This is a genomic window from Kitasatospora sp. NPDC038210, assembly GCF_055600605.1.
The window spans coordinates 26,977-49,043 of sequence record NZ_JBVJYK010000036.1; the positions used below are offsets into that span (position 1 = coordinate 26,977).

Consider the following 22,067-nt stretch of genomic DNA (forward strand, 5'->3'; position numbering starts at 1 on the left):
CGGCCCGGCCTCGATCCCATGCTCTCCGCCGTGGTGATCCTCAGGACTGCCCGCAGGCCCGCAGGCCAGTTCTTCGAACTCGCCAAGGGGGCTCCGTTCCACCGCACGGCAGCGGAACGGACCTGGGAGCAGGAGCGGGAGCGGGTCTTCGCCCGCTACCGGGAGGGCTGAGCCCACCCGCGCCCTGGGCCGCTCCGGCCCCCTTGCACCAGGGCCGCCTCGCGGATCGGCACCCCAGCCTCCGGTGCGACGGGTTCGCCGGGGCGGCGTCGCCGATGGCGGAGGCGCCTGGGCAGGGCTCCTTGCATCAGGTGGGGCGCTGTCCGTGGAGGAGGACGGGCAGGGCGCGGCCGGCGAGGGCTTCGGTGACGCGGGCCGCCTGGGCGGGGGCCATGCGGGCGGGCAGGTCGCGGACGGGCACGAAGCGGGCGCCGAGCAGTCCGCTGCGCTGCTGCGCCGGGACGGTGAGGGTGGTCCCGTCGGGCACGGTGCCGCCGTCGAAGACGAGGTTGAGGCGTTCCAGGTGGCGGTCGGCGGGGGTGAAGTCGACGGCGATCACGTCGTTCAGGCGCAGGTGCAGGCCGGTCTCGGCGTGCAGGTGGCGGGCGGCGGCCAGATGCGGGGGCTCGTCGGGCTTCGCGGAGCCGCCGGGCAAGAGCATGCCGTCCAGGTAGTCCGGGTCGACGAGGAGGACGTCGCCGCGCCGGTTGCGCACGAGGACGAGGCAGCCGAGCCGGCACACCGGCGGCTTGGCGGGGAGGCGGGGGTCGTGCATCGGGCGGTTCACTTTCTGAGCGTGCGGGAGAGCAGGAGGCTGAAGGCCGCCCACCAGAGCAGCCGGGCCAGGTGATCAGTCGTCATACGTCAGGCGCTCGTAGCGCAGCCCCTTGCGCAGGAGGTCGAGCAGACGCAGCAGGTCCAGCGGCCGGGCCGAGCCGAGGTCGATCAGGTAGTTGCCGGTGATCCGGCCGTACTCCCAGTCGACTTCGATGGAGGGCAACGTGACCCCACCGAGCGCGAGGACGGAGACGAGGTCTTCGACGACGGAGGCGGCCTGCCGGCGCTGCTCGGCGGTGGCCCGGGAGAGCATCGAGGACATCACCGCTCCCCCGGCCTCGGGTGCACCTCGAACAGGCGCCAGGCCGTGTAGGCGTCCCCGAAGAAGGTGAACGAGGCCAACTCACCGGAGTCCTCGCACAGCCACTCCCCCGTGACCTCGTTACGGACCCGGTAACGCTGCGCCTCCGGGTCGAAGCGCACCCCGTAGCCGTGCAGCTTGGGAACCTGGTCAGGAGCCATGGGAGAACCCTCCGCGATCGATGTTTCACGTTCTGTGCAGATGGTGGCCCGGCGTCACCTAGTATCGGAAGCGTCAAACGACTTGACCCAGCGGGCATGTTGTTTTGGAGCAGCCATGGTGAACATCAAGGAAATCGACCCGGCGTCCGGTCCTTGGGCCCCCTTTGCGGTCCAACTCCGCAACTCACGCAGGGCGAAGGGCCTCCTGCAGCATCAGCTCGCCCGCAAGTGCGGGGTCAGCGCGTCGTACGTCTCGTTCGTTGAACTTGCACGCCGCCCGCCGAGTGAAAAGTTTGCTACCAAGGCCGACGAAGTCCTGGAAACGGGCGGGACTTTGATGCTGATGTGGTGGCAGCACAAGCACACGGCCCTGGTGCCGGGCTTCCCCGAGTACGCCAACTACGAAAACAGCGCCGAGAAGATCAAGTTCTTCGAGATCAACGTCATTCACGGTCTTCTACAGACCAGGACTTACGCCACGGCCTGGGAACACGGGAACATCAAACGTGGCACTGCCACTCCGGAACAAGCCGAGGAACGCATCAGCTACCTCCTCACACGGCAGCAGACCCTTCACCGCACCCCTGCGCCCATCGTGCACGCGGTTTTGGACGAGAGTTGTCTCAGGAGGACCATCGGCGACCGAGAGGTGATGGTCGAACAGCTGCTCCACCTCGAAGAGCTTTCCAGCCAGCCAGGGTTCGTCATCCAGGTGGCCCCCTACTCGCTGGGAGCGAGCCGACCGTTCACACGAGCGGTAACCATGCTGGAGATGCCAGGACGCAAGATGCTCGCCTACTGCGAGACCGAACAACGCGGCTACCTGGACCGCGATGCCGAGTCGATCTCGTCCCTGGCCAGGGACTACGATCAGTTGCTGGTCGAGGCCATGAATCAGGCCGACTCAGCAGCTATGATCCGCTCGGTACGGAGGGACCTCGAATGGATGTCAACCTGACTCACGCTTCCTGGCGCAAGAGTTCGTACAGCGGCAGCGGCGGCCAGTGCATCGAGGTGGCCGACGGCATCCCCGGCCTGACGCCCGTGCGCGACTCCAAGGACCCCGACGGCCCGGCCCTCGTCTTCTCCTCCTCCGCCTGGCAGTCCTTCGTCACCGCCGTCCGCACCGGCGAGTTCAGCGCCTGACAGGCCTACTTCGCACCGGAGTGGGAAGTCGTCCCATCGACTTCCCACTCCGTTCGCGTATCCGGACCCGGGAGGAACCACCATGGACGCTGCTCCCCCCATCACCACCTGGCGAAAGAGCACCCACAGCAACAACGACGGCGGCATGTGCATCGAAGTGGATGACGCGCATCCAGGCCGTGTTCGGGACAGCAAGAACCCCGACGGCCCCCGCCTCAACTTCCCACCTGCCGCCTGGCAGGCCTTCGTCACCGCCGTCCGCACCGGCGAGTTCGACGCCCGGTAGGCCTGCCCCCCACCCGCCCGACCAGGAAGGACCCGCAAGGAGCCTCCGCCAGCTTCACGGCGCAGGTCAGCGGTTGATTTCACGATTCGTCAGGACGAGCAGGGCGCGCAGGAGGTGGGTGACCCGGCGCCGGTGTCAGGACCAGGCGATCTCGCCATGGCGGTCGACGAAGCGTCCGGTGCCGGCACCGGGCCCCTCGGTGGCGAGGGCGACGATCGCGTCCGTGCCCTCGGTGACGGTCTGGGGGCCGCTGTGGCCGTTGAGTTCGGTCGCGGTGTAGCCGGGGTCGGCGGCGTTGACGCGAATGCCCGTGAGCGCTTTGGCGTACTGCGTGGTCAGCATCGTCAGCGCCGCCTTCGAGGCGGCGTACAGCGGCACGACGACGTGCGACTCGGACCGGGCGGGGTCGTGGGTGAAGGCGAGGGAGCCCATGCCGCTGCTGACGTTGATGATCACGGGGTCGTCGGAGCGGCGCAGCAGGGGCAGGAACGCGGTGGTGGTGCGGACGACGCCGATGACGTTGACGTCGAGGACGGCGTGGGCGTCGGCGGCGGTGAGGTCGCCGGGGTCGCCGAAGGGTCCCTGGACGCCGGCGTTGTTGATCAGGACGTCGATCCTGCCCTCGTGTTCGGCGATGTTGGCGGCGGCGGCGGCCACGGACGCGTCGTCGGTCACGTCGACGGGGACGAAGCGTGCGCCCAGCGCGGCGGCTGCCTCTTCGCCGCGCTCGCGGTCGCGGGCTCCCAGGAGGACGGTGTGGCCGCAGGCGATGAGGCGGCGGGCGGTCTCGCGGCCGATGCCCTTGTTGGCTCCGGTGATGAATGTGATCGTCATGCCTTCGATGGTTGCCTGGAGGAGGGGGCCGGGCCAGGGACGCTTCGACGGTGGGAAGAGCAGTACCACCTTCGCGCCCCCGCGGGTGTTCGGGGACGCGGGAGGATGGGGAGCATGACGACGCCACCTGCCGGGGCCGGACTGGGCGCGATGATCCGCACGTGGCGGAACCGGCTGCCCCCGTCGGCCGCCGGGCTGCCGGTCGTCCGCAAGCGCCGGGCTGTCGGGCTGCGGCGCGAGGAACTGGCCGACCTGGCCGGGGTGTCGGTCGACTACGTCGTGCGTCTGGAGCAGGGGCGGGCCACGACGCCCTCGGCGTCGGTGGTGGCGTCCCTGGCGCGCGCTCTCCAGCTGTCCACCGCCGAGCGGGACCACCTCTACCGGCTGGCCCGGATCGTGCCGCCGGCGGACGGCACGATCTGCGACCATCTGCCGCCGGGTGTGCAACGGGTGCTCGTGCGCCTCGGAGACGTGCCGGTGGCCGTGTTCGCGGCGGACTGGCAGCTGGTGTGGTGGAACCACGGGTGGGCGGCCCTGCTGGGTGACCCCTCGGCCTCGCCTCCGGGGATGCGCAACTTCGCCCGCGACAGGTTCCCGGTGGACGCCGGTCACACCCCCCTCGCGCTGTGGCCGGTCACCGAGACGGACCCCGACCGCGCCGACGCCGCCCTCGTCTCCGATCTGCGCCGCGCCACCGGCCGTTTCCCCCGGGACGGCCGCCTGGCCGCGCTGGTCCGCGACCTGAACGCGGGCAACGAGAGGTTCGCCGAGCTGTGGGCGACGGGAGAGGTGACCGCGAACCGCGAGGTCCACAAGAGGGTCGATCACCCGTCGGTGGGCCCGGTCGCGGTGGACTGCGATGTCCTGACCGACGGAGACACGGAGCTCAAGATCGTCATCATGACCGCCGCGCCGGGCAGTGAGGACGAGACCAAACTCCGGCTCACCACCGTCGTCGGCCCACCGGCCGGCACGCGCACCTGATCCCAGCTGCCCTGCCACCGCAGGTGCCGGGGCGGTGTGCGTGGCGGGGCCCCGCCGTCCCTGCCCGAGGGGGCGGCGGGGCCCTTCTTCCCACCCTGCGCCAGGTGGTGTGCGGGCTGCGGTCAGCGGACCGCGGCCAGGACGGGCCGTGCGGGCGCGGTGGTGGCCGGGGCGGGTGCGGGGGCCGTGGTGGTGGCGGGGGCCGTGGTGGCGGGCGCGGCGGTGCGGCAGTCGTCGGTGAAGGCGAGGGCGCGCAGGTGGTAGGGGCGGGCGGCGTGGCCCAGGGAGAGGTTGTGGCCGGCGCCGTGGGCGGTGGCGAGGTGGGCCAGGCCCGGGGTGAAGGCGGCGGTCAGGGCGGTGCGGTGGGCGGTGTCCAGGCGCCACCAGTGTTCGTGTTCGGCGAGGGTGAGGCGTACGGGGACGCGGACGCGGGCGGCGAGGGCGGCGTAGCGGGCGGGCCAGTCGGCGAGTTCGCGGGATTCGAGGGCGGGGACGGGGGTGAGCAGGGTGCGGGCGGCGTGGAAGGTGCCGGGCGGGTAGAGGCCGAGGGGGCCCCAGTTGAGGCGGCCGCCGCCGGCGAGGTCGTCGGGGCGGTCCCAGGCGCCGGGGGCGTAGTGCTGGGCGAGGCCGTTGATGTCGGCGCCGAGCAGGGGCAGGCGCGGGTCGTGGGGCCAGTGGGCGGCGAGGTGGAGGGCGATCTTGCCGCCGAAGGAGTGGGCGAGGAGCTGGACGCCGGCGCCGGTGGGGTGGGCGCGGGCGTAGTCGGTGAGGGCGGCGTGGAGGGTGGCGGCCTGGTCGGCGATGAGCTGGCCGGCGGGCAGGCGGTGGGCGGAGGCGCCGTGGCCGGGGCGGTCGATCGCGAGGACGGTGTAGCCGAGGTCGGCGGCGAGGGTGAGCAGGCTGGTGTCGGGGTGGGCGGGGCCGGCGAAGTAGGCGGCGCGCATGCCGCGGCCGTGGATGGCGAGGATGACGGCCTTGGGTTCGCCGTGTTCGGGTTCGGCGACCAGGGCGGAGAGCGGGATGCCGGCGGCGTCCAGGACCAGGGAGCGGGTGCGCAGCGGGTCGTTGCTCATGTCAGGGCTCTTCTCATGCCAGGGCCCCGGTGCGGGCGGTGTCGAGGGTGGTGAGCCAGGTGTCGAGGTCGTCGGTGCGCATGAGGGCGGTGCCGACGAGGAGGGCGGCGTAGCCGGCGTCCAGGAGGCGGGCGGCGGCGTGGGGGTCGGTGATGGCGGAGGCGGAGACGGGGGCGCGGCAGCCGGCGGCGCGGACGGCGGGCAGCAGGCGCAGGCTGCGTGTCAGGTCGCCGGGGTCGCGTTCGCGGGTGCGGATGTCCTTGTTGTTGACGGCGACGACGCAGCGGTCGATGTCGGGCAGGTGGTCGAGTTCGTGTTCGTCGGTGATCTCGACGAAGGGGGTCAGGCCCAGGGTGAGGGCGCAGGTGACCAGGCGGTGCAGGGAGGTGGCGGGCAGGAGGGCTGCGGTGAGCAGGACGGCGGAGGCGCCCATGGCGTGGGCGGCTTCGAGTTGGGCGGGGCGGGTGAGGAAGTCCTTCTGCAGGACGGGCAGGGTGGTGGTGGCGGTGACCTCGCGCAGCAGGCGGGTGGTGCCGCCGAACCAGCGGCCGGTGACGACGGACAGGCAGGGGGCGCCGGCCTGTTCGTAGCGGGTGACGAGGTCGGTGACGGTGCGTTGGCCCAGGAGGTCGTTGCCGTGGGGGTCGCGGAGTTTGACTTCCATGATGAGGGGGCGCCGGGCGGCCAGCAGGGTGTCGATGAAGGTCATACGGCGGCCTCCTGGAGGCGCGGGTGCCAGGCGCGGGTGAGGGCGGTGACGGCGTCGCGGGTGAGGCGGCCGGTGCGGTCGCGGGCGGCGGTGTCGATGTCGGCGCCGGCGTACAGGGGGTGGTCGGTGACGGTGCGGTAGGTGTCGCGGTTGGCGGTGTTGAGGCCGCCGGCGAGGAGGAAGGGGATGGTGAGGCGGGGCAGCAGGGCGTGGACGTGGTCGGGGTCCAGGCTCTGGCCGGTGGAGCCGACGCGGCCGTCGTCGGTGACGGTGTCCAGGAGGAAGAGGTCGCATCCGGCGCGTTCGAAGGCGCCGGTGAAGGCGCGTTCGAGGCAGCGTCCGCGGGAGAGGTGGAGGACTTTGACGAGGACGGCGTAGGGCAGTCTCTCGCGCAGGTCGGCGACGAGGGCGGGGTTCTGGTAGGCGTGGAGCTGGATCCAGCGGATGCCGGTGGCGCGGGCGAGGCGGGCGAGCTGGTCGGCGTCGTCGAGGAAGGTGACGAGGACGGGTTCCAGGCCCAGGCGGATGGCGGTGGCGGCGAGGTCGGCGAGGCGTTCGGGTTCGAGGTCGGCGGGGCCGTCGGGGACGCCGTGCCACAGGCCGACGAGGGTGGGGCCGGTGTCGGCGAGCAGGGCGAGGTCGGCGCGGGTGCGGGCGCCGCAGACCTTGAGGTGTCCGGGGCGCAGGGCGCGGGCGGGGGCGAGGGCGGGGGCGGTCATTTGCCCAGTCCCAGCATGGCGGCGATGCGGTTGTACTGGATCTCGTTGCTGCCGGAGTAGATGGTGCCGGCGACGGCGTTGCGCACGTCCTTCTCCAGTCCGTATTCGGACATGTAGCCGTTGCCGCCGAAGACCTGGACGGCGGCGAGGGAGGTGGCGAGGTTGGACTCGCTGGTGAGGAGTTTGGCGATGGCCATGTCGACGGTGACGTTGTCACCGGCTTCGAGGCGCTGGGCGGTGTCGTAGAGCCACTTGCGGGCGGTTTCCAGGCGGATCTTGGTGTCGACGATCTTGTTGGCGACGGACTGGTAGGAGCCGATGGGCTTGCCGAAGGACATGCGGGTCTTGGCGTAGTCCAGGCAGCGGTCCAGGCGGTGCTGCATCTCGCCGGTGTTGACGATGAAGGAGTAGAGGATCTCGCGTTTCATGACGTGGTCGAGGACCATGAAGCCGCCGCCGACGCGGCCCAGTACGCGGTCCTTGGGGACGCGGACGCCGTCGAGGAAGAGTTCGGACAGCGGGGAGGTGCGCAGGCCCATCTTCTTGATGGGGTTGCCGCAGCTGAGGCCGGGCATGCCGGCGTCCAGGAGGAAGGCGGTGACGCCGAGTGCGCCGCCCTGGGGGTGGGTGCGGGCGTAGACGACGATGACGTCGGCGACGGGGCCGTTGGAGACGAAGGTCTTGGCGCCGGTGAGGACGAAGTCGTCGCCGTCGCGTACGGCGCGGGTGCGCATCTGCATGGCGTCGGAGCCGCTGTCGGACTCGGTGATGGCGTGGGCGCCGATGGCCTCGCCGGAGGCGATGCGGGGCAGGTAGGCCTCTTTGAGGGCGGGTGAGCCGAAGGCCTGCAGGGGGACGCCGGTGGAGGCGATGGAGGTGGTGACGGAGAAGTTGAGGCCGCCGTCGCGGCAGGTCTGTCCGAGGCCTTCGAGGACGTACATGGTGGTGAGCAGGGACTGGCCCAGGCCGCCGTACTGTTCGTCGAAGGGCAGGGAGAGGATGCCGGTCTTCTGGATCAGGCGCCACTTGTCGTGGGAGAAGGCGGCCTGTTCGTCGCCTTCGATGTGGCCGGCGCTCAGGTCGTCGCCGAAGCGGGCCAGGCCCTCGCGCAGGGCCCTCTGGTCGGCGTTCCAGCGGATCACGGTGTTGCCGCCTTCCTCCCGGGCCCGCCTTTCGGGGGCCCGGGGTGGCAGGCCGGCGCACGGGTCGCCGGCGTTCGTCTGAACAGAAGGTCTCGCGCTCGGGGCCGGGCGCTGCGGGCTGTCCGGGCTGTCCGGGCGCTGCGCCCGTTAGTAGGCGGAGGAGTTGTGGGCGTCGAGCTGGTGGACCTCGTCGCCGCGCAGGGCCGGGGAGAAGACGCAGACCAGGCGCAGGTCCTCGTGGGGGCTCGCGACCAGGTAGTGGGCGTCGTGCTCGTCGAGGGCGTACAGGCGGCCGGGGGTGATGGGGTGGGAGTTGCCGTCCATGTCGATGACCTCGCCGGAGCCGGCGATGCAGTAGCAGGCCTCCAGGTGGTTGCGGTACTCCAGGCGGGACTTGGTGCCGGCGTTGACGATGGTGTCGGTGAGGCTGTAGCCGAGGCCGTCGCTGGCCACCAGGAAGCGGCGGGACAGGCCGTTGCCCCACTCGACGGTCTTCACGTCGGCGATGTCGCGGATCAGCATGCCGGTTGTTCCTCTCGGGTGGTGGTGCTGGCGGGGGTGAGGGTGGTGGTGCCGGTGGTGCCGGTGCTGGTGCTGGTGGTGCCGGTGCTGGTGCTGGTGGTGCTGTGGGCGGTGGTGCGTCCGCCGGGTGCGTCCGGCTGTGGGGGACGGGTGGGGCGGAGGTCGGTGAGGAAGGCGCGCAACTCCTCGACGGGGTCGAGGCCTTCGGTGTGGGCGTGTTCGATGCGGGCGACGGCGGCGGAGCCGACGATGGCGGCGTGGGCGCCGCTGTCGGCGACGGCCGCGAGGTCGGCGGGGGTCTTGACGCCGAAGCCGACGGCGACGGGGGTGGTGGGGGCGGCGGTGCGCAGGGCGGTGACGGTGTCGGCGAGGGCGCGGTGGCCGTGGGCGGGGGTGGTGCCGGAGCGGCCGTAGTGGGCGACGAGGTAGACGTAGGCGCCGGCGGCGCCGTGGGCGGCGGCGGTGAGGACCTCGGGTGTGGAGGCGGGGTAGCAGGTGGTGACCTGCGGGAGGCCTTCGTCGTGCAGGGCCTGCTGCCAGGCGGGGCGTACCCGTGGGGGCAGGGCGTGGACGAGGAGGGCGGCGGCTCCGGCGCGGGTGATGGCGCGGGCGGTGGCGGCGGGGTCGCGGTGGCGCAGGCTGTGGCTCCAGTCGGCGAGCAGGACGACCTTGAGGCGGGTGAGGTGCGGGGTGAGGTCGGCGAGTTCGGCGAGGACGGTGTCCAGGGTGGTGCCGGCGTCGAGGGCGCGGGCGGCGGAGCGGCGGATGACGGGGCCGTCGGTGGGCGAGTTGGGGAAGGGGACGGCGAGTTCGAGGACGTCGGTGCCGTGGGCGTCGAGCATGTGGGCGAGGTCGGCGAGGCGCCCGGCGGGGTCGCCGGCGTTGAGGAAGACCGCGAGGCCCTGGCCGCCGTCGGGGAAGAGGGGTTCAGACACCGGCTGCCTCCCGGGGGCGGGCGCGCAGGCGTTCGGCGAGGGCGCGGGGGGCGCCGTCGGCGAGGGCGTCCAGGGCGGTGGTGTAGGCGGTCGCCCAGCGGGTGTGGCGGCCGGAGGCGAGGGCGAGGGCGGCGGCGTTGAGCGCGATGGTGTGGGTGGCGGTGTCGCCGGCCTGGGCGCTGAGGGCGCGCAGGAAGTGGCCGGTGAGGTCGTCGGGGTGCGGCGCGAGGTCGGCGAGGGTGCCGGTGTCGGGGGCGACGGATCCGGCGGGCAGGTGGATGGCGCCGTCGGGGGTGTGGAGGGTGTTGTCGGCGAACGGCAGGAGCTCGTCGGCGCCGGCGCTGTTGTGGGCCAGCCACACGGTGCGGGTGGCGGTGCGGGCGGCGAGGGTGCGCAGGGCGTCCAGCGGGGCGGTGGCGGAGGCGCCGGTGAGCTGGGCGGTGACGGGGACGGTGGCGAGCAGCGGGCCGAGGGTGTTGAGGAAGGCGCCGAAGGGTTTGAGGGTGAGGGGGTAGAGGATGCGGGCCAGGCGGGTGAGGGCCGGCGGGTAGACGTGGGGGCCGGCGAAGGCGATGCCGTGGCGGGCGAGGTGGTCGGCGGTGGCGGCGTGGCCGGAGGTGAGGGTGATGCCCAGGCGTTCGAGGAGGTCGACGGAGCCGGCGGCGCTGGTGTAGGCGCGTGAGCCGGTTTTGACGACGGGGATGCCCATGGCGGCGGCGGTCAGGGCGGCGGCGGTGGAGAGGTTGAAGGTGGCGGGTCCGCCGCCGGTGCCGACGATGTTGACGCTGGCCGGGTGGGCGGGGCCGGGGTCGGGGGCGCGTTCGGTGAGGGAGGTGGTGAGGGCGGCGAGGGTCGCGGGCTCGGGCAGGCGGGTGGTGAGGCTGGCCAGCAGGGCCGCCGCCTGGGCCCGGTCGCTGTCGCGGGCCGGGCCCAGGGTGCGTTGCTCCAGCTGGTCCCACCACGTGCGCCAGGCTTCCAGGGGTACCGGGCGGCCGGCGAGGAGTGCGGTGAGGGCCGGGTGCATGGGATCAGCCGCCCACCGTGGCGCTGGCCGCGGCGCGGCGCTCGGTGATGAAGGCGTCGATGGCGGCGACCGAGCGGAAGTTGTTCGGGTCCAGGTCGGTGTCGTCGACGGGCAGGGAGAAGTGGTCCTCGACCCAGGCGATGAGCTTGAGGACGCCGAGGCTGTCGATGACGCCGTCGGAGAGCAGGTCGTGGTCGTCGGCGAGCTGCTCGGGGGTGACGTCGGGCAGGAACTCCTCGATGAGGAACCGCTTGATCTGGGTGATGTTGCTCATGGTGGCAACTCCCTTGTGTGGTTGAGGAATCGGGACAGGGATGGGTGGTTCAGGGGGTGGGCAGGACGGCCTTGCGGTCGATCTTGCCGGTGGCCGTCTTGGGCAGGGGCTCGTCGTGGATGGCGAGCTTCTCGGGGACGGCGGCGCGCGGCAGGTTGCGGGCCAGGTGCTCGCGCAGGGTGAGGGTGTTGAGGGTGGAGCCGGGGGTGCGCTGGACGGCGGCGTGCAGGCGTTTGCCGGTCAGCGGGTCGCTCGCGGCGGCGACGGCGGCTTCCAGGACCTCGGGGTGGGTGAGCAGGACGCGTTCGATCTCGGCGGTGTTGACGGCGACGCCGCGGACCTTGACCTGGAAGTCGGAGCGGCCGGTGAGGTGGACGCGGCCCTGTTCGTCGCGGGTGACGAGGTCGCCGGTGCGGAACCAGCGCCGTCCGGGGCCGGCGCCTTCGGGCTGGGTGGTGAAGCGGCCGGTGTCGCGGGAGCGGTCGAGGTAGCCGGCGGCCTGGAAGGGGGTGGAGACGTACAGTTCGCCGCTGCCGGGGCCGTCGAGGGGGGTGCCGTCGGGGGTGGCGATGAGGGTGCGCACTCCGGGCAGCGGGCGGCCGATGGGCACGGGCAGGGCGGCGGCGGCGTCCAGGCGGTCCAGGGGGTGCAGGAAGCTGTCGTTGGTCTCGGTGCAGCCGTAGATGTTGTAGAGGCGGGCGGCGGGCAGCAGGGCGGGCAGGGCTGCGAGGGTGCGGGCGTCGATGGCGTCGCCGGTGAACGCGGCGTGTTCGACGCTGTCCAGGGCGGCGGTGCCGGCGGCCTGCAGGAGCAGGGCCCAGGCCAGGGGGACGGCCTGCATGACGTGCGGGCGGTGGCGGGTGAGCTGGGCGAGCAGGTGGCGGGCGTTGAGCGCGTGGGCGGGGTCGATGAGCAGGCAGGTGCCGCCGGCGGCGAGGGTGGCCCACACGTCGAGCAGGGCGAGGTCGAAGTTCAGCGGGGCGTAGTTGGCCACGACGCGGCCGGGGCCGAGGTCGAAGGTGTCGTGGGCCCAGGCGGTGAAGCGGTCGACGGCGCCCTGCGCGAGGGGGACGATCTTGGGCAGGTCGGTGGAGCCGGAGGTGGTGAGCATGAACGAGGTGCCGGCGGCGAGGGTGGGCCGCGGGGCGGTGTGGGCGAGGGCGGGCAGGGCGGGGGTGTCCTGGCCGCGGGGGGCGAGCAGGCGGCGGGCGCCGGCCTGGGCGAACAGGGCGGCCAGCAGCGCCGGGGCGAGCTGCGGGGAGGGCAGCAGGAAGGGGCGGCGCTCCATCAGGCAGGCCAGGACCAGGGCGACGGCCTCGGGTGACTTGACGGCGAGCAGGCCCACCGGTTCCCCGGGTGCCAGGTCGAGGGCGGCCAGGCGCTCGCGTTCGGCGTCGGCGAGGCGGGCGAGTTCGCCGTAGGAGACGGTGCGCTCGTGCCACAGCAGGGCCGGGGCGTGGGGCCGGGTGCGGGCGTGGGCGGTGAACGCGTCGGGCAGCGGCACCGGGGCCAGCGCGGCCTCGGCGGCGGCGGTCGCGGCCTCGGTGGCGGCGGTGGCTGTGCCGGTGGCGGCCTCGGTGGCGGCGGTGGCTGTGCCGGTGGCGGCCTCGGTGGCGGTGGCGTGGGTGGTCATCGGGGTCACTCCCCCGCCGGCGCGATCCGCGCCCAGCCGGCCTTGACCGCGGTGCCCGCGTCGGTGGCGATCGTGAAGCGCACCACCGTGGCGCCGTCGTAGGGCTGCAGCGTCAGGCGCAGCTCGGTGCCGTGGAGGGTGGGGGCGGCGAAGCGGGCGCCGAGGGCGGTCACGCGGGAGGGGTCGCCGCCGGCGTGGCGGTCGGTGATCTCCTCGGCGGCCAGGGCGACGAGGTGCATGCCGTGGGCGATGGCGGCGGGGAAGCCGGCTGCCCGGGCGGCGGTGTCGTCGAGGTGGATGGGGTTGAGGTCGCCGGAGGCGTTCGCGTAGGCGGTGGTGTCGGCGGCGGTGAGGGTGTGGGTGAGGGTGAGGGGTTCGCCGTCGGGGGTGGTGCCGGGGTGGGCGGCGGGGGTGAGGGTGCCGCGGGCCTCGGTGCGGGTGGCGCCGACCAGCAGGGCGGAGGTGTCGAGGTCGGCGATGGGGGTGGCGGTGGCGGCGTCGGTGATGCGGGTGGTCAGGGCCAGGCGGGTGCCGCGGGCTTCGCGGCGTACCGCGGTGAGTTCGACGCTGACGTCCACCTCGCCCGGGGCCAGGGGGGTGTGGGTGCGGATCTCCTGGGCGAGGTGGACCACGCCGGTGAAGCCGTCGTCGCCGGCGGTCAGGGCGGTGACGGTGTGCTGGGCCAGGGCGTGGGCGGCGACGAAGGGGTGGGCGGGGCTCGCCGCGCCGGCGCCGTCGGGGGCGGGCAGGGCGGTGCGGGCGGCGGCGCGGTAGGCGGCCAGGTCGCCGGCGGTGACGGTCAGGCGGGTGCGCGCTGCGGGCGCGGGGGCCGGGGCGGTCGCGGGGGCGGGGGCGGTCGCGGGGGCGGGCGTGGTCATAGCGGGGTCACCACCAGGGTCGAGTTGTGGCCGCCGAAGCCGAACGAGTTGGACAGCGCCGCGCCGCTTCGGATGGGGCGGGGTGCGGTGTGGACGACGTCGAGGTCCAGGCCCTCTTCGGTCTTCTCGTGGTTGGCGGTGGGAGGGACGGTGCGGGTGTTCATGGCCTGGACGGCGGCGATCAGCTCGACGGCCCCGGCGGCGCCGATCAGGTGGCCGATGGCGCCCTTGGTGGAGGTGACCGGCACGGCGTGCGGGCCGAACACGGTGCGCAGCGCGGCGGCTTCGGCCCGGTCGTTGTGCACGGTGGAGGTGCCGTGGGCGTTGACGTGGGCGATGTCGGCCGGGCTCAGGCCGGCGTCGGCGAGGGCGGCGCGCATCGCGGCGACCGCGCCGGCGCCGTCGGGACGCGGGTTGGACAGGTGGTAGGCGTCGGAGCTGGAGCCGTACCCGGCGAGCAGCGCGTGGGGGGTGCGGCCGCGGGCGCGGGCGTCGTCCAGGCGTTCCAGGACGAGGAAGCCGGCGCCTTCGCCCATCACGAAGCCGTCGCGTTCGGTGTCGAAGGGCCGTGAGGCGCGGGCGGGGTCGTCGTTGCGCTGGGAGTGCGCGCCGAGGTTGCCGAACGCGGCGAGGGTGACCGGGGTGAGGGTGGCCTCGCAGCCGCCGGCGATGACGACGTCCGCGCGGTGGGTCTCCAGGAGCAGGGCGGCGTGGCCGATCGCGTCCGCGCTGGAGGCGCAGGTGGTGGCGATCGTCAGCGCCGGGCCGCTCCACGCCAGGCGCATGGCGATCTGCGCTGCGGCTGCGTTGGGCATGGTGACCAGCGGCATCAGCGGCGAGACGCGCAGCGGCCCGTGCTCGGTGTAGAGGGCGGATTCGCGGTCGCTGGTGGTGCGCCCGCCGACCGCGTTGCCGACGACGATGGCGCTGCGCCCGGGTTCGGGCCGGGGGCTTCCGGCGTCGGCGTGGGCGGCCAGGGCGGCCAGGGTGCCGTAGTGGGCGAAGGGGTCCAGGCGGCGGGCGTCCTTGGCGGGCACGGGCCCGTCGGCGGGCAGGGCGCTCACGCGGCAGCCCAGGCGTACCCGGTGGCGGGCCAGGGCCGGGTCGGTCAGGGCGGTGGCGGTGGAGCGTCCGGAGGCGACGGTGTGCCAGAACTCCTGGACGGTGTGGCCGGCGGGGCTGACCACGCCGAGGCCGGTGACGGCGATCGGGGGGCGGGTGTGCGGGGCCATGGCGTCCTCTCCTCTGCGGGCCGGGTGGTGGCGGGGGCTCAGATCAGGCCGGTCTGGGCGGCGGCGGTCAGGAACGCGTCGGCGGCGAAGTCGATGTCGGCGGCGGTGTGACGGGCGGTGACGGCGATGCGCAGCCGGGCGAGGTCGTTGGGCACGGCGGGGGTGACGACGGGCAGGCCGATGACGCCGGCCTTGCGGCAGGCGGTGGCGTAGTCGTAGGCGGCGTCGTCGGAGCCGGCGATGACGGGCAGCACGGCGGTGGTGGAGTCCATGGTGGAGATGCCGGCGGCGTTCAGGCGCTCGCGCAGGCGCTGGGCCTGGACCTGGGTGTGGGTGACGCGCTCGGGTTCGCGGCGCAGGATGCGCAGGGATTCCAGGGCGGCGCCGGTCTGGGCGGGGCCGAGGGCGGCGGAGAACAGGAACGGGCGGGCGGCGTAGCGCAGGTGGCCGATGAGGTCGTGGCTGCCGGCGATCCAGCCGCCCATGGAGGGGATGGCCTTGGAGAGGGTGCCGAGCTTGACGTCGACGCGGACCTTGTGGTCGAAGTGCTCCTCGATGCCGCCGCCGGTCTTGCCGATGACGCCCAGGGCGTGGGCCTCGTCGACCATGAGGAGGGCGTCGTAGCGGTCGCAGACCTCGCGCAGTTCGGGCAGGGGGGCGATGTCGCCGTCCATGGAGTAGACGCTGTCGACGATGACCAGGCGCACGCCGGTGGGGGAGGCGGCCTTGAGGCGGCGCTCCAGGTGCTCGACGTCGTTGTGGCGGAAGCGGGTGACGGTGGCACCCGAGAGGCGGCAGCCGTCGACGATGGAGGCGTGGTCGTACTTGTCGATCAGGACGGTGTCGCCCTGGCCGACGAGGGCGCCGACGGTGCCGACGTTGGCGGCGTAGCCGGAGCCGAAGACCAGGGCGCGTTCGCGGCGGGCGAAGCGGGCGACCTCGGCTTCGAGTTCCTCGTGCAGGGGGATGGTGCCGGCCAGGGCGCGCACGCCGTGGTTGCCGGTGCCGTAGACGTCGACGGCGGCCTTGGCGGCGGCCACCACGCGCTCGTCGCCGGCCAGGCCGAGGTAGCTGTAGCCGGACATCATGAGCAGGCGCTCGCCGTCGAGGTCGCAGTAGGCGCTGTCGCGTTCCATGGTGTAGGCGACGAAGCTGTTGCGCCGGGAGGGGTCGGACTCCAGTGCGGCCACCCGGGCGTTCGTTGCGGCGAGCTTCGGCTCCAGGCGGTCCCATGCTCCGGTGGCGTTCACGGGCGTTTCTCCTTCACGGCTTCACGGCTGTCGCGGCTGTCGCGGTTTGCGGGGCTGCGCGGGGTGCGGGGGGTGCTGGACGGCTTTCGCGGATTCCCGGATTCCCGGATTCCCGGTTTCCGTTTCCGGGCCTGCCGGTTTCCGGGTTCGCTTCCGGTTTCGGTCCGGTTTTTTTCCGGCTGCTTCCGGTTGCTTTCCGGTCGGGGCCGGGGTGTTCGGGGTCCGGGGCGGCTTCGGGCGGGCTTTCTCGAAGCGTTCACGCGGGGTGCTCAAGGATGGCTACATTTCTACGGCAGGATGCGCAAGGCATCCGCAATAGGCGCTTCGCCGGCCTGCGGTTCCGCTCTGACGTGCGGAAACCTTGCGTCCACGACGCATCGACCGGCCGGCGGGTATGTTTTCGCGGCCGGTGTTGACACCGCGCCTCGCAGCGAATGTATGGTCAAAATCCGCCGAAACCGAACGGCTGGTCGGCGGATATTTGTTCTGTTCCGGGTTTCCCATGCCGACGGCCCGGCACGGGCCGTCACTTCCGCTTTGGCTCAAGGGGGGTTGGAGCTACGTTGAACGGCTTCAGGGAAGACAGTCCGTCCGGCAGATCGGGGGCGCGGCGATGCTGATCCGCCTCACCGGTCTGGTCGCGATCGAGCACGAGGACGGTGCCCCGCAGCACCTGTCCAGCGCCCAGGCCCAGGTGGCGTTCGCCCGCCTGGTGCTGGAGCGCTCCGGCGGCACCAGCCGCGACCAACTGGCCGACACCATCTGGCCCGACGGGCTGCCCGACACCTGGGCCTCGGCGCTGCGCAGCGTGGTGAGCCGGGTGCGGGCCTTCGTCACCGACCCGGGCCAGGGCCCGGGCGCGACCCCGCTGATCGCCCAGGGCGGCCGCTACGTGCTGCGCCTGCCGGCGGACGCGGCCGTGGACCTGGAGGCCGCCGCGTCCGCGGTCGGCGAGGCCGGGGAGGCGCTGGCCGCGGGCAGCCACGCGGTGGCGCAGCAGCTGGCCGCCGGGGCGCTGGCGAACCTGCGCGGGGCGTTCCTGCCCGACCACGAGGGCGAGTGGGCCCAGGGGGTGCGCGAGCACGTGGAGGAGCTGCGGATCAGCGCGCTGGAGACCGCGAGCCTGGCGGCCTCCGCGCTCGGCGAGGAGCACCACGCGCTGCGCTGGGCCGACGAGGCGGTGCGCCGCGCCCCGTTCCGCGAGAGCGCCTACCGCTGCCGCATGGAGGCGCTGGCCGCCTCCGGCAACCGCGCGGAGGCGCTGCGCTGCTACCAGCAGCTGCGCCAGGTGCTGGCCGAGGAGCTGGGCATCGACCCGGCCTCCGAGACCCAGGAGCTCTACCTCGCGCTGCTGCGCACCCCGACCCCGGCGCCGCCCGCCCCGGCGGCGGTGCGCCCGGTGGACCCGGTGCTGATGGGCATCTTCGAGCCCCTCGCCCTCGTCCGCCTGCCGCGCCCGGCCCCCACCCCGGTGCGCGCCGCCTGACCCGCGGGCCGTCCGCCCCCGCCCCCGCCCCCACCCCGGGAGGGGACGGGCGGCCCCGCGGCCCCGCGGCCCGGCGGACGGCCCTCCTCCCCTCCCCTCTCCCTCGCGCCCCGGCCACGGGACGCCGGGGGCCGCGCGGCGCCGCCCGTCCGCTCCCGCGCGCGGGGGGGCGGGGGCGGGGCGGCGTCCTCTGGCCCTCGTGCACGCCCAACCCGCTTCCTGGCGGGGGCTGCAGGGAGCACACGCGGCCGGCCCCGCTCACTTCTCCCCCCACTCCGGCTGCGCAAGCGCCCCCTTCTCCCCCGCCCTCCCTCTTCTTCTCCCGCCCTCCCTCCGTTTCTCCCCGCCCTCCCTCCGCTGCCCCGTCCGCCCCGTCCGCCCCGTCCGCGCCGCGTGCCGGCTCCGGTGCGGCTGTGCTTCCTGCGCGGGGCCTGCCCGGCGCACCGGCGGGCGCGCGGTGGGGCCGGGCGGCGCTCCCGGGGTGCGGTGAGCCGCCGGGCGCGCCCGGCCGGCGGGGTGTGCGGGCCCGGCGTGCGGGCGGGTGCGGCCTTGCCTGTCCTGCCCCGGGGCGTGTTGCGGAGGTGTTGCGGTGGGCGTGGCAGACGGCCTTGCCGTAGTAGCGTCGGGGCGTGAAGTCGCGTGCACGGCGCGGTCTTTGACCATCGGACGGACGGGGGTCGAGCGTTGGGAAGGGGTGGTGGGTGTGGGACGGGCACGCGTGGCGGCGCGGGTGATCGTGCACCCTGGTGTGGAGGACGTGAGCGTCCAGCAGGTGCTGGAGGCGCTCGCTGATCCGGCCCGCAGGTCGGTGGTACGCACGCTCGCGCACTCCCGGGCGGACTTGAGTTGCGGTTCCTTCGACCTGCCGGTCGGGCGTTCGACCTCCAGCCACCACTTCAGCGTGCTGCGCGAGGCGGGGCTGCTGCGCCAGTACTACGTGGGCACGACCAAGATGAACGCGCTGCGCAGCGAGGAGCTGGAGCGGCGTTTCCCGGGTCTGCTGTCGGCGGTGGTGGCCGCCGCGGACGCGGAGGTGCTGGACACCGCGCCGTCCTGACACCGCTCCCTTCCGGCGCCGGGCCCTGCCGGCACCGGTTCGCGTTCCCGGCCCGCGGCACGGTCCGTGCCGCGGGCCCGGGCGCGTTCGGCCGTGCGGTGACGCGGGGTCAGCCCGCCGCGCCGCCGTCCGCCGGCGTGCCGTGCGCGGGGTCGTCCGCACTGTCGTGCGCGCTGTCGTGCGCGGTGTCGTCCACGGTGATGACGATCTTGCCCGTCTGGGTGCCGGCTTCCAGGTAGCGGTGGGCCTCGGCGATGGTGTCGAGGCCTTCGAAGACGCGGTCGACGGCGGGCGTGAAGGTGCCGTCGGCCAGGCCCGCGGTGACGAACGCGCGGGCGCGGCGCAGGCGTTCGTCGTCGCGGGTGACCTCGTGCATGGAGTAGAAGCGGCTGGTGACGGGGGCGAAGGTGTCCTGGCCGGGCAGGGGGGTGTCGCGCGGGTCGAGGCGGCCGTAGACGATCAGGCGCCCGCCGGGGGCGAGGGTGCGGGCGAGGGTGAGGACGCCGGGTCCGGCGACGGGGTCGAAGACGGTGCGCACGCCGTGTCCGCCGGTGGCGGCGCCGACGCGTTCGAGGAGGTCCTGTTCGCCGGTGACGACGACGTCGGCGGCGCCGGCCTGCAGGAGGCGGGGGACCTTGGCGCGGGTGCGGGTGGTGGCGATGGGGATCGCGCCCAGGCGCCGGGCGGTGCGGATCGCGGCGAGGCCGACGCCGGAGGCGGCGGCGGTGAGCAGGACGTGGTCGCCGGGGCGCAGGTGGCCGTCCTCGGCGAGGGCGCCGTAGGCGGTGAGGTAGGACATCCACACGGCGGCGCCCTGGACGGGGGTGAGGCCGCGGGGGCGGTGGACGGCGGCGCGGGCGGGCACGAGGACGTGGGTGCCGTGGACGCCGTAGTCGTTGAGGTCGAAGGCGGGCACGGTGTCGACCCGGTCGCCGACGGCGAAGCCGGTGACGCCGTCGCCGAGGGCCTCCACGGTGCCGGAGGCCTCGTAGCCGAGGGTGGCGGGCAGGGCGGGGTGTTCGAGGTAGGTGCCGGCGCGGAAGAGCGCCTCGGCGCGGTTGAGGCCGATCGCGGCGACGCGCAGGCGCAGTTCGCCGGGCCCTGGTTCGGGCAGCGGGCACTCGCGCACGGACAGGACCTCCGGTCCGCCGGTGGTCTCGAAGACGACGGTCCTGGGCATGGCGTCCCTCCCCTGCTCGTGGCGGTCCTACGGTGCGGAGCCGGCGTCGCGTCCGCTCCCCCACCCAAGCCGTGCCCGCACCGCCCTGTCAAACGTCGACCGTCATCGGAATAACGGTCAGCTTCCGGCGGTTGCAAGGGAGTTGGGCCGCTGTCACTCCTTGGCCGCGCCGGCGCCGGGTGCTGCAGGCGGCCCGGCCCGCGACCGGGGCCGCGGGCCGGGGCGTAGGCTCTGGGCCCGTGATCGGAAACGACGGCGGCACCGACGGCAGCACCGGCGAAGACACCGACGGCGGCCCGGGCTGGGCCGCGACCCTGCGCTGGGCCGGGCGGGCGCTGGCACCCGGCGAGCGGATCACGGCGGTGACACCGCTCAAGGGCGGGTGGACCTCCCGGATGCGCCGCCTGGACGTCGAACGCCCGGACGGCCAGGCGCCGTACGCGCTGGTGCTGCGGTCCTTCGTCACGCCGTTCTACCGCCGCCACGCCCCGGCCCTGCTGGCCCGCGAGGCGGGCGTGCTGCGCCTGCTGGAGGGCGCGGGCGTGCCGGCCGCGCGCCTGGTCGCCCTCGACGGGGACGGCCGGGCGTGCGACCACCCGTCGCTGGTGATGACCCGCCTGCCCGGCAGCGTGCGGGTCGCCCAGGACGCGGACGCCCCGCGGCGCGCGGACCTGCTGGCCGCCCAGCTCGCCGCCGTCCACGCCCTGCCGGTGCCCCGCGGGCAGCGCCCGCGCACCTGGCAGGCGTGGACGGCTCCCGGCCTGGTGCGCGTGCCCGAGGGCACCGGGCGCCGCGGGCTGTGGGCGCGGGCGGTGGAGGCGATCGGCCGCGAGGCGCCCGCGTTCAGGGGGTGCTTCCTGCACCGCGACTTCCACCCGGGCAACGTGCTGTTCACCGGCGCCGGTGACACCCTCGCGGTCAGCGGGGTCGTCGACTGGGTGGAGACCTCCTGGGGCCCGGCGGACCTGGACGTCGCCCACTGCTCCACCGCCCTGGCCCTGCTCCACGGCCCGGCCGCCGGCCTGGCCTTCGCCGAGCGCTACCGCGCGGCCGGCGGCACCCCCCTCGCCGAGGGGAGCGACCACCTGTACTGGCGCCTGCTGGACGCCCTCGCCTTCGCCCCCGACGCCGAGAAGGTCGCCGTCCCCTGGCGCGAACTGGGCCGCACCGACCTGACCCCGGCCCTGCTGACCGCCCGCCTGGAGGACTACCTGCAGGCCCTGTTCGACCTCTACGCCTGACACCCCACCACCCCACGAAGCCCCCGGGCCGGCCCCGCGCACGGAGCACGGCGGGCAGCCCCACACGCCCCGGCACCCGGACGGTGCCGGGGGCGTCGACGGCGCGTGGCAACGGGTCTTCGCGGCAGTGCCACCGCGGCGGGCCGCCGGCGCAGCGCGCGAGGCGGGTGCGGGCTGCGCTCGCCGGAGGGGTGTCCTGGTCCGGGCAGGTGCCGGGCAGGTGCCGGGCAGGTGGCGGGCACGGCGGACACAGCGGGCACGGTCCTCGCGCACCGGGTCTGCGGCCGGGTGCGCCCGCCGGCGCGCACCGGCGCGCACCGAGAAACGGCGCCCACGTGTCCGGCTCCCGGGCGCCCGGCGCGTTGCCGGTACGTCTGCTCGCGGGTCTGCGCCGGTTCTTCGGCCGCGGCCGGCCGGGGGCGGTTTCCCCGGGCGGGCGGTGCCGGGGTGGGCGGGGCGGCGTCGTGGTTCCCGCGGTTCGGGCTGCAGGCCGCCGCCTGCGGTCGGACGCGGAGGCTGCGGCGGCTGTTCCCCGCCGGTGGGTGTGCCCGGGCCCCGGCCGGCTGCCCGTCGCCGGAGCAGGTGGACGGACCCTCGCGCCGGCGGGAAAGCGGGCTCCCCCGGGGGGCGGTCGGCTGTCGGGCCTGGGGGTTAGGGTCGCCCGTCATGGGAGCGAGCAGCTGGTCGTACGTCACGCCGTGGCAGGCGCAGGAGCAGCGGGCGCTGGAGGCCCTGCGCGAGGAGGTGTTCGCGCGGGGCGCCGGGTACTGGCGGGAGCTGGGGGTGGCGTCGCTGGCCGAGCCGGACGCGGGCGGGGTGCTGGAGGAGGAGGGCGGCGCGCATTCGGTGCTCGACGTCCGGTGGGTGGTGCGCTGCGAGGCGGACACCGAGGGGGCCGGTGAGGTGCGGGTGGTCGAGGGGGCGGAGGCGGTGGAGCTGTTCGGGACGCCGCGGCCCTCGCGGGAGGCGGTGGAGCCGGCCCTGGCGCGGGCCGGGGACGGGTGGTTCCCGCCGTTCGGGCGCGGCTCGGGCTGCTGCACCGCGGTCCACGGGGACGGCGGCCGGGCGGTGGGGCTGTGCTTCTGGGGCGTCACCGGGGACTGACCCGGTGGGGGCGAGGCGGACGCCCACGGGCGGCGCACCGCCACGGCCCGCAGGACCGG

At 74.4% G+C, this 22,067-nt stretch carries 26 protein-coding genes; 9 read left to right on the plus strand and 17 right to left on the minus strand.

The window, feature by feature from the left end:
* The first annotated feature begins 30 nt into the window (after positions 1-30).
* Complete coding sequence (locus tag ACZ7KX_RS38725) at positions 31-171, plus strand: hypothetical protein (RefSeq protein WP_470330635.1); 141 nt, start codon at positions 31-33, stop codon at positions 169-171.
* A gap of 136 nt (positions 172-307) precedes the next feature.
* Here ACZ7KX_RS38725 and ACZ7KX_RS38730 read toward each other — a convergent pair whose 3' ends face one another.
* The 3 genes from ACZ7KX_RS38730 to ACZ7KX_RS38740 all read right to left on the minus strand — a co-directional run bounded on the left by ACZ7KX_RS38730 (position 308) and on the right by ACZ7KX_RS38740 (position 1,299).
* The gene (locus tag ACZ7KX_RS38730) at positions 308-775 is read right to left on the minus strand and encodes an NUDIX domain-containing protein (RefSeq protein WP_470330636.1); all 468 of its coding nucleotides are present in this window, start codon (positions 773-775) and stop codon (positions 308-310) included.
* Between the two features lie 75 nt (positions 776-850).
* Positions 851-1,099 (minus strand): hypothetical protein, encoded by a 249-nt coding sequence (locus ACZ7KX_RS38735; RefSeq protein ID WP_470330637.1) that lies wholly within the window; start codon positions 1,097-1,099, stop codon positions 851-853.
* Positions 1,099-1,299, minus strand: coding sequence for a hypothetical protein (locus tag ACZ7KX_RS38740; RefSeq protein ID WP_470330638.1), 201 nt, complete (start codon positions 1,297-1,299; stop codon positions 1,099-1,101). The genes ACZ7KX_RS38735 and ACZ7KX_RS38740 overlap by 1 nt, the downstream gene beginning before the upstream one ends.
* Positions 1,300-1,414: 115 nt before the next feature.
* Here ACZ7KX_RS38740 and ACZ7KX_RS38745 point away from each other — a divergent pair, with 115 nt between their 5' ends.
* From ACZ7KX_RS38745 to ACZ7KX_RS38755, 3 genes are all read left to right on the plus strand, one after another.
* A complete protein-coding gene (locus tag ACZ7KX_RS38745; RefSeq protein ID WP_470330639.1) occupies positions 1,415-2,257 on the plus strand; it encodes a helix-turn-helix domain-containing protein in 843 nt (280 codons plus the stop codon).
* Positions 2,242-2,445: a DUF397 domain-containing protein gene (locus ACZ7KX_RS38750; RefSeq protein WP_470330640.1), complete on the plus strand. Its 204-nt coding sequence runs from the start codon at positions 2,242-2,244 to the stop codon at positions 2,443-2,445. Before ACZ7KX_RS38745 ends, ACZ7KX_RS38750 begins: the two co-directional genes overlap by 16 nt.
* Positions 2,446-2,527: 82 nt before the next feature.
* Positions 2,528-2,731, plus strand: coding sequence for a DUF397 domain-containing protein (locus ACZ7KX_RS38755; RefSeq protein ID WP_470330641.1), 204 nt, complete (start codon positions 2,528-2,530; stop codon positions 2,729-2,731).
* Positions 2,732-2,866: 135 nt separating this feature from the next.
* On the opposite strand, the gene ACZ7KX_RS38760 is transcribed toward ACZ7KX_RS38755, so the two are convergent.
* Positions 2,867-3,565: an SDR family NAD(P)-dependent oxidoreductase gene (locus tag ACZ7KX_RS38760; RefSeq protein WP_470330642.1), complete on the minus strand. Its 699-nt coding sequence runs from the start codon at positions 3,563-3,565 to the stop codon at positions 2,867-2,869.
* A 105-nt stretch (positions 3,566-3,670) separates the two neighbouring features.
* On the opposite strand from ACZ7KX_RS38760, the gene ACZ7KX_RS38765 reads away from it, so the two are divergent.
* Entirely contained in the window at positions 3,671-4,549 is an 879-nt protein-coding gene (locus ACZ7KX_RS38765; RefSeq protein ID WP_470330643.1) for a helix-turn-helix transcriptional regulator, read from the plus strand.
* Between the two features lie 122 nt (positions 4,550-4,671).
* Here ACZ7KX_RS38765 and ACZ7KX_RS38770 read toward each other — a convergent pair whose 3' ends face one another.
* From ACZ7KX_RS38770 to ACZ7KX_RS38825, 12 genes are all read right to left on the minus strand, one after another.
* Positions 4,672-5,622 carry an alpha/beta fold hydrolase gene (locus ACZ7KX_RS38770; protein ID WP_470330644.1) on the minus strand — a complete coding sequence of 317 codons (951 nt, stop codon included), beginning with the start codon at positions 5,620-5,622 and terminating at the stop codon, positions 4,672-4,674.
* A 13-nt stretch (positions 5,623-5,635) separates the two neighbouring features.
* A complete protein-coding gene (locus ACZ7KX_RS38775) occupies positions 5,636-6,331 on the minus strand; it encodes a beta/alpha barrel domain-containing protein (RefSeq protein WP_470330645.1) in 696 nt (231 codons plus the stop codon).
* Positions 6,328-7,050, minus strand: coding sequence for a phosphoribosylanthranilate isomerase (locus tag ACZ7KX_RS38780; protein WP_470330646.1), 723 nt, complete (start codon positions 7,048-7,050; stop codon positions 6,328-6,330). The genes ACZ7KX_RS38775 and ACZ7KX_RS38780 overlap by 4 nt, the downstream gene beginning before the upstream one ends.
* Entirely contained in the window at positions 7,047-8,192 is a 1,146-nt protein-coding gene (locus tag ACZ7KX_RS38785) for an acyl-CoA dehydrogenase family protein (RefSeq protein WP_470330647.1), read from the minus strand. Before ACZ7KX_RS38785 ends, ACZ7KX_RS38780 begins: the two co-directional genes overlap by 4 nt.
* 147 nt (positions 8,193-8,339) lie before the next feature.
* Entirely contained in the window at positions 8,340-8,714 is a 375-nt protein-coding gene (locus ACZ7KX_RS38790) for an ectoine synthase (protein WP_350519317.1), read from the minus strand.
* Positions 8,708-9,649 (minus strand): tryptophan synthase subunit alpha, encoded by a 942-nt coding sequence (gene trpA / locus ACZ7KX_RS38795; protein ID WP_470330648.1) that lies wholly within the window; start codon positions 9,647-9,649, stop codon positions 8,708-8,710. Before trpA ends, ACZ7KX_RS38790 begins: the two co-directional genes overlap by 7 nt.
* On the minus strand, positions 9,642-10,673 hold the full coding sequence (locus ACZ7KX_RS38800; RefSeq protein ID WP_470330649.1) for a hypothetical protein: 1,032 nt from the start codon (positions 10,671-10,673) through the stop codon (positions 9,642-9,644). The genes trpA and ACZ7KX_RS38800 overlap by 8 nt, the downstream gene beginning before the upstream one ends.
* 4 nt (positions 10,674-10,677) lie before the next feature.
* On the minus strand, positions 10,678-10,947 hold the full coding sequence (locus ACZ7KX_RS38805; RefSeq protein ID WP_350519314.1) for an acyl carrier protein: 270 nt from the start codon (positions 10,945-10,947) through the stop codon (positions 10,678-10,680).
* A gap of 49 nt (positions 10,948-10,996) precedes the next feature.
* Positions 10,997-12,580: an AMP-binding protein gene (locus tag ACZ7KX_RS38810; RefSeq protein ID WP_470330650.1), complete on the minus strand. Its 1,584-nt coding sequence runs from the start codon at positions 12,578-12,580 to the stop codon at positions 10,997-10,999.
* A gap of 5 nt (positions 12,581-12,585) precedes the next feature.
* Positions 12,586-13,458 carry a MaoC/PaaZ C-terminal domain-containing protein gene (locus ACZ7KX_RS38815; protein ID WP_470330651.1) on the minus strand — a complete coding sequence of 291 codons (873 nt, stop codon included), beginning with the start codon at positions 13,456-13,458 and terminating at the stop codon, positions 12,586-12,588.
* Positions 13,455-14,690, minus strand: a complete 1,236-nt coding sequence (locus tag ACZ7KX_RS38820) for a beta-ketoacyl-[acyl-carrier-protein] synthase family protein (protein WP_470330652.1) — start codon at positions 14,688-14,690, stop codon at positions 13,455-13,457. Before ACZ7KX_RS38820 ends, ACZ7KX_RS38815 begins: the two co-directional genes overlap by 4 nt.
* A gap of 38 nt (positions 14,691-14,728) precedes the next feature.
* The gene (locus tag ACZ7KX_RS38825) at positions 14,729-15,940 is read right to left on the minus strand and encodes an aminotransferase class I/II-fold pyridoxal phosphate-dependent enzyme (RefSeq protein WP_350519310.1); all 1,212 of its coding nucleotides are present in this window, start codon (positions 15,938-15,940) and stop codon (positions 14,729-14,731) included.
* Between the two features lie 613 nt (positions 15,941-16,553).
* Between ACZ7KX_RS38825 and ACZ7KX_RS38830 the strand changes: the two genes are divergently transcribed.
* Positions 16,554-17,426 (plus strand): AfsR/SARP family transcriptional regulator, encoded by an 873-nt coding sequence (locus tag ACZ7KX_RS38830; RefSeq protein ID WP_470330653.1) that lies wholly within the window; start codon positions 16,554-16,556, stop codon positions 17,424-17,426.
* A gap of 703 nt (positions 17,427-18,129) precedes the next feature.
* On the plus strand, positions 18,130-18,483 hold the full coding sequence (locus ACZ7KX_RS38835; protein WP_470330654.1) for an ArsR/SmtB family transcription factor: 354 nt from the start codon (positions 18,130-18,132) through the stop codon (positions 18,481-18,483).
* Between the two features lie 109 nt (positions 18,484-18,592).
* Here the strand turns inward: ACZ7KX_RS38835 and ACZ7KX_RS38840 are convergent, their stop codons facing one another.
* Complete coding sequence (locus ACZ7KX_RS38840; protein ID WP_470330655.1) at positions 18,593-19,663, minus strand: zinc-dependent alcohol dehydrogenase family protein; 1,071 nt, start codon at positions 19,661-19,663, stop codon at positions 18,593-18,595.
* Positions 19,664-19,902: 239 nt separating this feature from the next.
* On the opposite strand from ACZ7KX_RS38840, the gene ACZ7KX_RS38845 reads away from it, so the two are divergent.
* Positions 19,903-20,904 carry a phosphotransferase family protein gene (locus ACZ7KX_RS38845; RefSeq protein WP_470330656.1) on the plus strand — a complete coding sequence of 334 codons (1,002 nt, stop codon included), beginning with the start codon at positions 19,903-19,905 and terminating at the stop codon, positions 20,902-20,904.
* 666 nt (positions 20,905-21,570) lie between these two features.
* Complete coding sequence (locus tag ACZ7KX_RS38850; protein WP_470330657.1) at positions 21,571-22,008, plus strand: hypothetical protein; 438 nt, start codon at positions 21,571-21,573, stop codon at positions 22,006-22,008.
* Positions 22,009-22,067: the final 59 nt, after the last annotated feature.